Source organism: Pseudomonas sp. G(2018), from assembly GCF_005502415.1.
Classification (GTDB): domain Bacteria; phylum Pseudomonadota; class Gammaproteobacteria; order Pseudomonadales; family Pseudomonadaceae; genus Aquipseudomonas.
In genome coordinates this window covers 24,013-37,112 of the sequence record NZ_SCOO01000029.1, presented here as the reverse complement: position 1 = coordinate 37,112, position 13,100 = coordinate 24,013, and the positions used below count along the sequence as shown (strand labels likewise).

The following is a 13,100-nucleotide window of genomic DNA, read 5'->3' as shown; positions in this document are numbered from 1 at the left end:
GGTTTTCGTAGGTCACGAGATCCCTGTAGGAGCGAGCATGCTCGCGAAAAACCAGAGAACACCGCGGGGAGTCAGGTGCCCATCGTTATCGTTGGCGACCATCGCGAGTGAACTCGCTCCTACAGGGTTATGCGGGTTGCGCTGTGCCATTCCTCAATGAGAACGGATCGCGTCTTCAAATAATTAGTCGACTGGCATGAACGCCAATCGGAGCAGGGATGAATCAGCGTGTCGCAGTTCTAGCTCTGCACCTGCGCGAGCAATAGTTCTATTTCTCAATTGACAATCATTATCATTCAACATAATTTGTCGCTCGATGTGTAGGACAGCCCAGGTCTTCCAGGCGTCCGACCAACCTATTTGGCAGCAAGGTGATTTCCATGACGGAACAAGTGTCCACAAGCAGGTGCGATTCGCCGCTACTACAGGCCTTCGTCGACAATCGACTGATTCTGGTCAAGATTGCAGCCCGCATCACCGGCTGCCGCTCGCGTGCCGAGGATGTGGTGCAGGATGCATTCTTCCGCCTGCAATCGGCGCCGCAGATCACGTCCTCGTTCAAGGCTCAGCTCAGCTATCTGTTCCAGATCGTGCGCAACCTGGCGATCGATCACTACCGCAAGCAGGCACTGGAGCTGAAATATTCCGGGCCTGAAGAGGAAGGTCTGAACGTGGTGATTCAGGGGGCTTCACCGGAAACGTCGCACATCAATTTTTCCACCCTGGAAAACATCGCCGACGCGCTCACCGAACTGCCGAGCCGTACCCGCTACGCCTTCGAGATGTACCGCCTGCACGGCGTGCCGCAAAAGGACATCGCCAAGGAACTCGGTGTCTCGCCAACCCTGGTGAACTTCATGATTCGCGATGCGCTGGTGCATTGCCGCAAGGTCTCGGGCAATCGTGCGGATACCAATGCCCGTCGTTAAGATCTGACATTGGCGTCGCCCCCTTCGCGAGCCTGCTGGCGAAGATTGGCTCAAGACCGAAACTGATCTTGAGCCCTACCGTTCATGTCAACTCACACCGCTCAAAAAACCGCTCACGCCCCAACACCATCAACGCGGCGCGCTTGTGTGGAAAGTCGAACTCCTTTTCGCAATGGAATCGCTGCCCCTGCATGTACCCGATCATCTTGGCGTTGTCGGCACGAGGCTCGGCAACCACTCGCTGAGTGCGCGGATCGTCGAGAAACAGGTAATGCGTCAACGCCGATAACCAGCTCGCTACCTTGTGCGGGCCACGATGGTTTTCTTCACCCACCAGCATGTGAATGCCACGGTCGTAATCGCCGGCATCGTAGAACGGTGCGATGCGATCTTCCTTGGCCCAATAGGCTTCGAAATAGGCGAACGGCTGATCGTCGAAACAGCCGATCAGCATCACCGTGTGGGGATCCGCTTCGAGTTTTTTCAGGTACTCACGATGCTGTTCGAGACTGCCCTCCTCCTGCCAGAAACTTGCGACCCGTGGGCTGTTCTGCCAACGGTTAAAACGGGCAAGGTCTTGGTCGATGTCGACCGTGCGCAAGGAAATCCACGCCCCGAGTCGGGCATCGAAACGCCGATAGACCTCACCCTGCGGCTTCACCGGTCGCAGCGGATGGCGCTTGCCACCACTGATGACCATTTGCTGTGGATAACTGCTGGTCAGCGGCTGCACCAGCCAGGGCTGCGGCAACTGCCAGAACAAGGTGCGTTCGCTTCGATATTCGCCGCAGTTTTCCGTCGCGATCAGCAAGCCGCTGTGCAAGGCCTCGGTCGGCAGTTCATCGAGTTGCCAGGTCAGACGCTGGCAGGCCGGGTCTCGGGCAAACAACCAATAACAGGCTGACCAAATGGCCTGGCTGACAGGGTGATCGCTGCTCTCTTCCAATTGCAGTTGCAACTCGGAGTCGCGGGTCAGGCGCAGCTGGATCAGTGGTTGACCTTCAAGGCTGAGGCTCAGCCGGTTTTCGGTTTCATCGGCTACAAGACTGTTGCCTGTGGGTAAGGCCAGGGCAGTCAGGGCATTCGGATTGGACATGGATCGGGCTCACGATAATCGTCGACGGTTCAACAAGAGACGTAAATCATCGAGGAAAATTTAATCTTCGATTCGAGCGCCATCAATTACGCCCTAATCTTCAAACTAAAAAATCGGTTCGAAGATTAGGAAGAACACTCGCCAATACCCATGAAACAGCGAAACCCTACATCATTTGCTCAGCTCGAACTTATCTGCGAAGGAATAGTCGCTCTGCACAAACTCCATGTGCGCAATACGCCTTCCGGGTGGCGCAGAAAAATCAACCCAATGGTGTCGTAGCCCACCGTTATATTCCCCCTCAAAATGCAACTCATCTATTTTATTATACACTTCATCATAATATATAACGCTCGCGGGCCGGTGATTATAAGTCCAGGCAAATTTGACACTCTGATACGACACTCTAAAGTCCAACCACAAATGTTGTTTGGGGTTGGCATTATCTAAATTATGGGACATTGCAATGGCGGGTCCATCCAACATATCTGGAACCTGTCCCGAAGCAAATGTCCAAATCCCAGCCTGCCCAGCGCCCTTTTCCAGCCTTATCTTCATTTTCAAAACCGACAGATCAAGGCTCTGCCCGGCACTGATAAGTTGATTGGGTTGACCATCAAAGTTTTCGTAATGAACCTCAGGCAGCGCTTTAACTGTCAGATGGAGAGCAGGGAATTCAACTGTTTCAGTTCTACTATCACTGCCATCCAGCAAAACACAACAAGTGCACCTCAAGTCACTGAGATCCGATAATTCATCAAGATCAACACGTTTCACGGGACGGACTAAACCATCCATCTCTTCTTCCGCAGTCACCGACTCCCCACCAATGACCTCAAACGTATAAGCTGCACCATTCTTATCAGTGCCCGTGCCGATCAACCAGACCCTTTGCCCCCTTAAAATCCAAGGCGCCCACGGTTTGACCTTGATCGTGGCGTCGCCATCAAAGTTACCCAAGTCCAAAATGTCATGGGTCGCCTCAAGTACGTTTGGTGTCGGCCAGTGTTTCGGCACGAGAACTTTCAGGTTGAGGTCCAGAGAAGTTGCCTGCTTGCATTGACTTGTCACGGTATAACGCAGGGATACAGTCTTGCCGATACAAGCGATCACCTCCTCGAACGGGACGTGGAACCTGACACGACCTGGCACGCTATTACCCTGTTGGGCCTCGATCGGAAAAGTCATTCCATCCGGGCGTACCCAGTGAGGCTGGATCGTCTGGCGAGGGCTGATACCCTCATACGCCACTTGCACAATGACGCCTTGTCTCGCGTTTTCCGGGTTGAGGACATCCTTCACCGCCACGGTTACTGTCGGCACAATCAGGTTCAGGTCTTGCTGATGAACCGTCAGCTCCCGCAGCGGGAACTCGACCGCGCTGGGATGATCGATCTGGCCATTGAAGTTGACGGCGAAATGCACCTTGAACGTGCTGCAATCCGCCAGTTTTTCCAATTCATGACGTGGCAACCAACTGCTGACACCGTCCTCCTCGCCCGATGCGGGAAGCCCTTCCCCCATCAGGGCATCGAAGCTGTAAGGCGTGCCATCCTCCAATTCGCCCGTTACCCATAGCCAGGTTGGCTGGCCTTCGGCGATAAACAACCAGGGGGCCACTGTGCATTCAGCATTTCCCGAGAACGTTCTGAGATCCAACTCACCCAGCGTCGCTTGGGTCACCTCTGGCGTGGGCAAATCAGTGAGACAAAGTACCTTCAGGTTCAGCGGCTCGGACGACCACAATAGGGTGTCACGCAATACCGTGTAGCGCACTTTGACCGATTGGCAAAAGTTGGCTCTGATTGCAGAAGGCGGTACCGGGACATCGACAAAACCAACAGTCGATCCGTTCACACACGCCAGCGATGGTGTCCCGCTACCGGGACTCCCCTCGAAATACGCACACACCCAGTCGGTCTGTGCCATCCCAACGTAAGCCACACGAATCGTCGCGCCATGTTTTGCGTTGATCGGGTTGAGCAGGCAGCCCTCGGCCCCGCATTCGGTGGCCTCCAGCACGCTTGGCTTTTTCAAGTCCAGTTCCGGGTCACCCACTCGCAGGTTTTCAGAAGCGAACTTGAATTCAATGGAGTTTGACGGGAGCAAAGACTGTGCCGGATCAGCCGGCGGTGTTCCAGGGGCGCCGTCAAAAGTGACACCCGCGATCAAGCTTACTGAATCGTAGTCCTTAGATAAATCCAGCCAGGCTCGGGACAACACCGCCCGAATACCCAGGCGAACTTCCTTTGCCGTCACTTCATGATTTTCCAGCACCCACTGGAACCTGAACTTGCCGATATCGTGTTGATAGTTCATCGCCAATATCCACAACCGCTGACTTTCTGCGATTAGCGACCAAGGCGGAAGTTGAATGCGGGCGTCGCCGGAAAATTTGCGCAAGTCCAACCAACGCCCGCCCTCAATAGTCACGACATCAAGAAATTCCGCCGCCGGCAAATCATCCGGTCCGAAACTCTGCACCGTCAAATCAAGCGTCTTGGAGTTTTCAGTTTTACCATTGAGTGTTGCGGTGTACCTGACAGTCACGTCCGAGCCAACACAGGCACCGATTACCGGGACACCAATGTATATCTTGATGCTGCCACTGCTGCTTCCATCTTTGACGGGGATCGTTGGCCGGCCAGGACCTGGAGGACCTTCCCAGTACAATTGAATCTTGTGGTCATAACTCATGCCCTCAAAGGCAATCGTTACATCAAGGCCATGCTCCGCCCGCACTGGATCGAGCGTGTTGTCGGATGCAAACTCAACTTGTGCAAACGGCAGGTCCGCAACGGAAGGCAGCGTCTTGGGGACTTTTTTTAACAGTTTTTTTGCCACGTCGATTCTTCCTTGCAGATAGAGAGTTAACCGCTCCCGCTTCCCGGGACCACACGGTTATCTAATCTTCAGCAAGAGATTGCGGCTACTGTCAAAGTTGACAGTTGTGCTCTGAAAAAAGAACTTGTTCGACGAATGGTACGATCAAAAACCTATCCATGTTCCGGTGCCGCCTTACTCCCGATCCGCCGGTACGACGGCAATCTTGTAAGGGTCGAAAATCTTCATCATCTGCCCATTATTTCGCAGCCCTTGCAGCAAGTTCCCGAACGCCTCACCCGTGATCGGCGCTGCTGGACGGAGAATGGCGTAATGGTGATAAATCTGATCGACGCGATCAGACACCAGCAACTGATCGGCGACTTTCAGATTGCGTAAAAAGTAGTCGCTCAGGTAAGAGCGTGTGACCAGGGCGATGTCGGCGCGGCCGCGCAGTACCATCAGCAGGTTACTGTCGTGGGAGTAAGTCAACGTGGCGTTGTAGTGGGTGGCGAGGTATTTGGGCTCGGCGTTGAAATTGGCGAATTCGTAGTGGTAACCGCTGAACAGCGCCAGGCGCTTTCCCGTCAGCTCGGCAAAATAGTCTTGCTGGCGAGCTGGTTGCCCTTCGGGCTGGCGTTGCGCGACGAATATCTCGGCGTCTTCCAGGCCCATGTCGACAGTGGTGTGTGGAATATCTTTCCAGCCCCAGTCGGGGTTTTCGAAGATCGCCATGTCTACCCGGCCTTGCTTGAAGTCACCAAAGCGTCGGGGAATGGAGGTGGGCACCAATACGAATTGATAGTCGCTTTGCAGGGCGTTGAGCGCCTCGACCAGTTGCGGCAGCAGCCCCGTGTCGACACCGGTTTCCGGGCGCACGGTATACGGAGGAAAGTGTGCGGCACCGATGCGCACCAGTTGTGCTGCCTGGGACGGCAATATCGATAACGCCGCTAGCGCTGCCAGCAAAAGACGCGAAGCCGTCCGAATTGGCGAAGACATCAAAACGACCCACTCCCCAGAAATACCGCATCAATGCATTCAAGCTAGGCGGTTTCGCCCAGTTAGCCAGTTTCCTGCCGACCAACACAAACTTATTATTTTTCCTCCAGCACCAGAATCAGCGCCTCGTCGGCCAACTGATCGAGGCTCATGCTGCCATCGGCGCGAAACCAGGTGGTGGTCCAGGACAATGCTCCGGTGAGGAAGCGTCGGGTGACGAATACATCACCGCGTATGAATCCGGCGCTCTTGGCCTCACCCAGCACCTGCAACCAGATGTCTTCATAGATGTCCCGCAGCGCCAGGACTTTGGCCTGGCCGTCCTCGGACAGCGAGCGCCATTCGTAGACCAGCACCGCCATGGCCTCGCCGCTGCCGCCCATGATCGACTGCAATTCACAACGGATCAGCGCCAGCACCCGCTCGCGCACGCTGCCGGCTTCGGCGATGGCCGCGCGCATCAGCGCCGTGTTGTAGCGGATGGTCTCTTCCATCACTGCCCGCAGGATTTCGTCCTTGCTCTTGAAGTGATGGAAAATGCTCCCCGACTGGATACCCACGGCGCCGGCAAGATCACGCACCGTGGTGCGCTCGTACCCTTTATTGCGAAACAGGTGGGCCGCCACTTGCAGCAGCTTGCCACGGGCGCTGTCCGGATCGGTCAACTGGCCGTTGTCGACCAGTTCACGCATGACCCTCAGGGCTTTTTGCTCGTCCACCCGTTCTCTCCTACAGTCATGATCACCGCTAAAACAGCGGGGTTGCGCGGGCAATTTAAGCTGGCATTGGCAACCAAGCAAGCGCTCGGGCATAAGATATTTCAGCCGTTTACAAACCAAGCGCTTGCTTGGTAGTCTCGATACACATCTGCCGGAAGGGGTTATGGAATTGACTGCGCCCAAAACTATTCGCATCGGTTGCGCCAGTGCCTTCTGGGGCGACACCTCGACCGCCGCCGAGCAACTGGTGGAAGCCGGACGCCTGGACTACCTGGTATTCGATTACCTGGCGGAAATTACCATGTCGATCATGGCCGGTGCGCGGATGAAAGATCCCCAGGCCGGATATGCCAGCGACTTCGTTGAAGTATTGAGCCCCCTGCTCCCGCAGATCGCCGAGCAGAAAATCCGCGTCATCAGCAATGCCGGCGGGGTCAATCCACAAGCCTGCGCCGCCGCCCTGCAAGCGGCGTGCGACAAGGCCGGGATCGCCTTGAAAATCGCCGTGCTGCTGGGTGATGACCTGCAACCGCAGTTCAAACAACTGAGTGCTCGCGGTGTTCATGAAATGTTCAGCGGCGCCCCGCTGCCGCCGATGTGCATCTCGACCAACGCCTACCTCGGCGCGCCGGGCATCGTCGAGGCCCTGCGTCTTGGCGCGGACATCGTGATCACCGGGCGCGTTGTCGACAGCGCCGTGGTCAGCGCGGCGCTGGTGCATGAATTCGGCTGGTCGTGGCACGACTACGACAAACTGGCCCAGGCTGCGCTGGCCGGGCACATCATCGAATGCGGCGCGCAGTGCACCGGCGGCAACTTTACTGACTGGCGCGATGTGCCCGACTACGAACACATCGGCTTTCCCATCGTAGAAGTCAGCGCCGACAGTCAGTTCATCGTCAGCAAACCCGAAGGCTCCGGAGGCCTGGTCACGCCACTGACGGTGGGCGAACAGATGCTCTATGAGATCGGCGATCCGCGCGCTTATTTGCTGCCGGACGTAGTCTGCGATTTCACCCAGGTCAGACTCGTGCAACAAGGCAAGAACGCCGTTCAGGTGCACGGTGCAAAAGGCCTTCCGCCGACCGATCAATACAAGGTCAGTGCCACGTACCCGGACGGTTTCCGTTGCACCGCCAGTTGCCTGATCGCCGGCATCGATGCGGTCGACAAGGCCCGGCGCGTCAGCGAAGCGATCATCAACAAGACCTCGGAAATATTCACCCGACGCGGCTGGGCGCCCTACAGCGATGTGAGCATCGAACTGCTTGGCAGCGAGGCCACTTACGGCCCCCATGGCCAGCGCCAGGACAGCCGTGAGGTGGTGATCAAACTGGCGGTGCGACATCCGAACAAACAAGCGTTGATCCTGTTCTCCCGGGAAATCGCCCAGGCCGCCACTGGCATGGCACCGGGGCTGACCGGCATCGTCGGTGGACGGCCGACGGTGTATCCGCTGATCCGCTTGTTCTCGTTCCTCATCGACAAAACCACTTGCACGCTGGAAATTGATCTCATGGGCCAGCGCCATTCGTGCGCCCTGCCCGCCCTGGACGTGCTCGATACCCACGATTTGCCCGCGCCGTTCGAACCACCCAAACCCGACGGCCCGGCCGACGCCAGCGTGGCACTGATCAAGCTCGCCGTGGCGCGCTCCGGCGATAAAGGCAACCACAGCAACATCGGGGTCATGGCCCGCGAGCCCGAGTACCTGCCGTGGATCGCTGAAGCGCTGACCCCGGAAGTGATCGTCGACTGGATGAGCCATGTCCTCGACCCGGTCCACGGGCGCGTCGAACGCTGGTATTTGCCTACCACCCACAGCCTGAATTTTCTCCTGGAAAACGCCCTCGGCGGCGGCGGTGTCGCCAGCCTGCGCATCGACCCGCAAGGCAAGGCCTTCGCCCAGCAACTGCTGGAAATCCAGATTCCGGTGCCGCAACGCATCGCCGACCAGGTCAACTAGAGGATTGCCGCCATGGCTTACGATTCGATTTTCAAAGCCGACCTGTTTGCAGGCCAGACCATCATCGTGACTGGTGGCGGCAGTGGCATCGGCCGATGCACCGCCCACGAACTGGCGGCCCTCGGCGCCCATGTGCTGCTGGTGGGGCGCAAGGCCGACAAACTGAAAGCCGTTGCCGCGGAAATTGCCGAGGACGGTGGCAAGGCGGACTGGATCGTCTGCGACATCCGTGATGAAGATGCGGTCAAGGATCGCGTCGGCGACCTGATCAACAAGCACGGCCCGATTCACGGCCTGGTCAACAATGCCGGCGGGCAGTACCCGTCGCCCCTGGCCTCGATCAACCAGAAGGGTTTCGAAACCGTCATGCGCACCAATCTGGTAGGCGGTTTCCTGATGGCCCGGGAAGTGTTCAACCAGTCCATGAGCAAGCATGGCGGTGCCATCGTCAACATGCTCGCCGATATGTGGGGCGGCATGCCCGGCATGGGCCACTCCGGCGCGGCGCGTTCGGGCATGGACAACCTGACCAAGACCGCCGCTTTCGAATGGGGCTATGCCGGGGTGCGGGTCAACGCCGTGGCACCGGGCTGGATCGCGTCCAGCGGCATGGACACCTACGAAGGCGCATTCAAGGCGGTGATCCCGACCCTGCGCGAACACGTTCCACTCAAGCGCATCGGCACCGAATCGGAAGTCAGCGCGGCGATCGTTTTCCTGCTCAGCCCGGCGGCGGCGTTTATCAGCGGCAGCACCTTGCGCATCGATGGCGCCGCCAGCCTCGGCGGGCGGGCCTGGCCGATTCACAAGGCGCAGAACAGTGAGTCGTACAACGGCTTCCATCGCGCGTACTTACCAGACGTACTGCGGTCCGACGTGTTCAAGGACAAGGAATAATCCATGCCGGTGATTCAGTCGCAACTCGATCCCCAAAGCGAACAGTTCGCCTGCAATCGCGCGGCGATGCTGACGTGCATCGAGCAAGTCCGGGTACTCGAACAGAACCTGCTGAACAAGGCCGCAGAAGCCAAGGCAAAATTCGACAAGCGTGGGCAATTGCTGCCCCGTGAACGCCTCAACCTGCTGCTGGATCCCGGTGCACCGTTCCTCGAACTGGCGAGCCTGGCCGGCTACAAACTGCACGACGACAAGGACGGCAGCTCCGCCGGTGGCGGCTTGATCGCGGGCATCGGCTACGTGTCCGGCGTGCGCGTGCTGGTGGTGGCGAACAACAGCGCGATCAAGGGCGGGACCATTTCCCCCAGCGGTTTGAAAAAGTCCCTGCGCCTGCAACAGATCGCCATGGAAAACAAACTGCCGGTGATTACCCTTGCCGAAAGCGGCGGCGCCAACCTCAACTATGCGGCGGAGATTTTCGTCGAGGGTGCGCGCAGCTTTGCCAATCAGGCGCGAATGTCGGCCATGGGTCTGCCGCAGATTACCGTCGTGCATGGCTCGGCGACGGCGGGTGGCGCTTATCAGCCGGGTTTGTCGGACTACGTGGTGGTGGTGCGCGGCAAGGCCAAGCTGTTTCTCGCCGGGCCGCCGCTGCTCAAGGCTGCCACCGGCGAGGTCGCCACCGATGAAGAACTGGGCGGCGCCGAGATGCACGCGCAAATGGCCGGTACCGCCGAATACCTGGCCGAGAACGACGCCGACGGCGTGCGCCAGGTGCGCGAGATCGTCAGTCTGCTGTCCTGGAACGATCAACTGCCGTGGTGCCCGGAAGCGCAATGGGAAGAACCGCTCTACCCCATCGATGAACTGCTGGGGCTGATCCCGGATGATCCGAAAAAGCCGTATGACGTACGCGAAATCATCGCCCGTATCGCCGACGGCTCGAACTTCCTCGAGTTCAAGGCCGAGTTCGACCAGCAGACCGTTTGCGGTCACCTGAAGATCCAGGGGCGCACCTGCGGCTTCATCGGCAACAACGGCCCGATCACGCCCAAGGGTGCGAGCAAGGCGGCACAATTCATTCAGTTGTGCGACCAGAGCCAGACACCGCTTCTGTTTTTCCACAACACCACCGGATTCATGGTCGGCACCGAATCGGAGCAGCAAGGCGTGATCAAGCACGGCGCCAAGATGATCCAGGCGGTGGCCAACGCCCGTGTACCGAAACTCACCCTTGTGGTCGGTGGTTCCTATGGCGCCGGCAACTATGCAATGTGCGGCCGCGGCCTCGACCCGCGCTTCATCTTCGCCTGGCCCAACAGCCGCACCGCGGTCATGGGCGGCGCCCAGGCCGGCAAGGTGCTGCGCATCGTCACCGAGGCCAAACAGGCCAAGGACGGCCTGGTGCCCGACCCGAAAATGCTCGACATGCTGGAACAGGTCACCGCGCAGAAACTCGACAGCCAGTCCACGGCACTCTACGGCAGTGCCAATCTGTGGGACGACGGTTTGATCGATCCCCGGGACACCCGAACCTTGCTCGGTTACTTGCTGGATATTTGTCACGAGGCCGAGGTGCGGCCGTTGCAAGCCAACAGTTTTGGTGTGGCCCGGTTCTAGGCCGACTCTAAAGGAGAACAATAAAAATGATCTTCACCCAGGAACACGAAGCACTGCGCCGCACCGTCCGCCAATTCGTCGATCACGAGATCAATCCTCATGTCGAGGAATGGGAAAAGGCTGGACGCTTTCCGATTCACGAGATCTTCCGCAAGGCCGGCGACCTTGGCCTGCTGGGGATTTCCAAACCGGAAAAATTCGGCGGCATGGGGCTGGACTACAGCTACTCGATCGTCGCCGCCGAAGAGTTCGGCACCATTCATTGCGGCGGCATTCCGATGTCCATCGGCGTGCAGACCGACATGTGCACCCCGGCCCTGGCGCGTTTCGGCTCCGATGAATTACGCGACGAGTTTCTGCGCCCGGCGATCAGCGGCGAACAGGTCGGCTGTATCGGAGTTTCCGAGGTCGGTGCCGGGTCCGATGTGGCGGGGTTGAAAACCACCGCGCGCAAGGATGGCGACGACTACGTGATCAACGGCAGCAAGATGTGGATCACCAACTCGCCCAGCGCCGACTTCATTTGCCTGCTGGCCAATACTTCGGACGACAAGCCGCACATCAACAAGTCGCTGATCATGGTGCCGATGAACACCCCGGGCATCAGCCTCAGTTCACATCTGGACAAGCTTGGCATGCGCAGTTCGGAAACCGCCCAGGTGTTTTTCGACAACGTGCGCGTGCCTCAGCGCAACCGCATCGGTCATGAAGGCGCGGGATTCATGATGCAGATGCTGCAGTTCCAGGAGGAACGGCTGTTCGGCGCAGCAAACATGATCAAGGGCCTGGAGTACTGCGTCGACAGCACCATCGAATACTGCAAGGAGCGCAAGACGTTCGGCAGCGCGCTGATCGATAACCAGGTCATTCACTTCCGCCTGGCCGAATTGCAGACCGAAATCGAATGCCTGCGCGCACTGGTCTATCAAGCCACCGAGCAATACGTCAAAGGCCAGGACGTCACACGCCTGGCGTCCATGGCCAAACTCAAGGCCGGTCGGCTGGGTCGCGAAGTCAGCGACAGCTGCCTGCAATATTGGGGCGGCATGGGCTTCATGTGGGACAACCCGGTGGCCCGGGCTTACCGCGATGTGCGGCTGGTGTCGATCGGCGGCGGTGCCGACGAAATCATGCTGGGGATCATCTGCAAGCTCATGGGCATCCTGCCGGGGAAAAAGAAATGAGCAGCCTGCCGGTTTGCCAGACGCTGTTGCTGGAACCCCATAACGGCGTGCTGCACATCACCCTCAATCGCCCGCAAAGCCGCAATGCCATGAGCTTGCAGATGGTCAACGAACTGCGCGCAGTGCTGGCGGTGGTGCGTGATGACCGCACTGTTCGTGCCTTGGTGATCGGCGGTGCCGACGGCCACTTCTGTTCGGGTGGCGACATCAAGGACATGGCCAACGCCCGCGCCCAGGGCGCAACCGCGTACCGTGAATTGAACCGTGCCTTCGGTGCGCTGCTGGAAGAAACCCAGCACGCGCCGCAAGTGGTGATCACCGTACTGCAAGGCGCGGTGTTGGGGGGTGGCTTCGGGTTAGCCTGCGTCAGCGATATCGCCCTGGCCGATCATCAGGCGCAATTCGGTCTGCCGGAAACCAGCCTCGGCCTGTTGCCGGCGCAGATCGCTCCGTTCGTGGTCCAGCGCATCGGCCTGACCCAGACCCGCCGCCTGGCCCTGACGGCGGCACGCTTCGATGGCACCCAAGCGCGGCGCATGGGGTTGGTGCACTTTGTCGAGCATGACCCGCAAGCCCTGGCCGAGCGCCTCGATGAAGTGCTGGCTCATGTGCTGTGTTGTGCCCCGGGAGCGAATGCGGCGACCAAAAAGTTGTTGCTGGCGAGTGCGGTGCAGCCGTCAAGCGAACTGCTGGATGAAGCGGCCCAGTGGTTCGGCGAAGCGGTGACCGGTGCGGAAGGCGTCGAGGGGACCATGGCTTTTGTGCAAAAAAGAAAACCGGGGTGGGCCCCTTAAAAGCATCGCTGGCAAGCCAGCTCCCACAAGGATATGTGCCGGTCAACAAATCCTGTGGGAGCTGGCTTGC

Annotated in this window: 10 protein-coding genes; 6 read left to right on the top strand and 4 right to left on the bottom strand. The window is 58.6% G+C overall.

The genetic code is table 11. The features are described 5' to 3' along the window. Nucleotides 1-380 precede the first annotated feature (380 nt). Nucleotides 381-929 carry an RNA polymerase factor sigma-70 gene (locus tag FFS64_RS23235; protein ID WP_137807300.1) on the top strand — a complete coding sequence of 183 codons (549 nt, stop codon included), beginning with the start codon at nt 381-383 and terminating at the stop codon, nt 927-929. Between the two features lie 82 nt (nt 930-1,011). Here FFS64_RS23235 and FFS64_RS23230 read toward each other — a convergent pair whose 3' ends face one another. The 4 genes from FFS64_RS23230 to FFS64_RS23215 form a co-directional block, all read right to left on the bottom strand. Continuing rightward, the gene (locus FFS64_RS23230; RefSeq protein WP_137807299.1) at nt 1,012-2,025 is read right to left on the bottom strand and encodes a GNAT family N-acetyltransferase; all 1,014 of its coding nucleotides are present in this window, start codon (nt 2,023-2,025) and stop codon (nt 1,012-1,014) included. 171 nt (nt 2,026-2,196) lie between these two features. Beyond that, nucleotides 2,197-4,869: a hypothetical protein gene (locus FFS64_RS23225; RefSeq protein ID WP_137807298.1), complete on the bottom strand. Its 2,673-nt coding sequence runs from the start codon at nt 4,867-4,869 to the stop codon at nt 2,197-2,199. 174 nt (nt 4,870-5,043) lie between these two features. Then, a complete protein-coding gene (locus tag FFS64_RS23220; RefSeq protein ID WP_137807297.1) occupies nt 5,044-5,850 on the bottom strand; it encodes an ABC transporter substrate-binding protein in 807 nt (268 codons plus the stop codon). Nucleotides 5,851-5,945: 95 nt separating this feature from the next. Further along, nucleotides 5,946-6,569 carry a TetR/AcrR family transcriptional regulator gene (locus FFS64_RS23215; RefSeq protein ID WP_137807296.1) on the bottom strand — a complete coding sequence of 208 codons (624 nt, stop codon included), beginning with the start codon at nt 6,567-6,569 and terminating at the stop codon, nt 5,946-5,948. A gap of 163 nt (nt 6,570-6,732) precedes the next feature. Between FFS64_RS23215 and FFS64_RS23210 the strand changes: the two genes are divergently transcribed. The 5 genes from FFS64_RS23210 to FFS64_RS23190 are packed head-to-tail and all read left to right on the top strand — an operon-like array spanning nt 6,733 to nt 13,030. Further along, complete coding sequence (locus FFS64_RS23210; RefSeq protein ID WP_137807295.1) at nt 6,733-8,535, top strand: acyclic terpene utilization AtuA family protein; 1,803 nt, start codon at nt 6,733-6,735, stop codon at nt 8,533-8,535. Nucleotides 8,536-8,547: 12 nt separating this feature from the next. After that, nucleotides 8,548-9,432: an SDR family oxidoreductase gene (locus FFS64_RS23205; protein WP_137807294.1), complete on the top strand. Its 885-nt coding sequence runs from the start codon at nt 8,548-8,550 to the stop codon at nt 9,430-9,432. Nucleotides 9,433-9,435: 3 nt separating this feature from the next. Continuing rightward, nucleotides 9,436-11,052 carry a geranyl-CoA carboxylase subunit beta gene (gene atuC / locus FFS64_RS23200; RefSeq protein ID WP_137807293.1) on the top strand — a complete coding sequence of 539 codons (1,617 nt, stop codon included), beginning with the start codon at nt 9,436-9,438 and terminating at the stop codon, nt 11,050-11,052. A 26-nt stretch (nt 11,053-11,078) separates the two neighbouring features. Beyond that, nucleotides 11,079-12,236 (top strand): citronellyl-CoA dehydrogenase, encoded by a 1,158-nt coding sequence (gene atuD, locus FFS64_RS23195; protein ID WP_137807292.1) that lies wholly within the window; start codon nt 11,079-11,081, stop codon nt 12,234-12,236. Then, nucleotides 12,233-13,030: an enoyl-CoA hydratase/isomerase family protein gene (locus tag FFS64_RS23190; protein ID WP_137807291.1), complete on the top strand. Its 798-nt coding sequence runs from the start codon at nt 12,233-12,235 to the stop codon at nt 13,028-13,030. Before atuD ends, FFS64_RS23190 begins: the two co-directional genes overlap by 4 nt. The last annotated feature ends 70 nt before the right edge of the window (nt 13,031-13,100 follow it).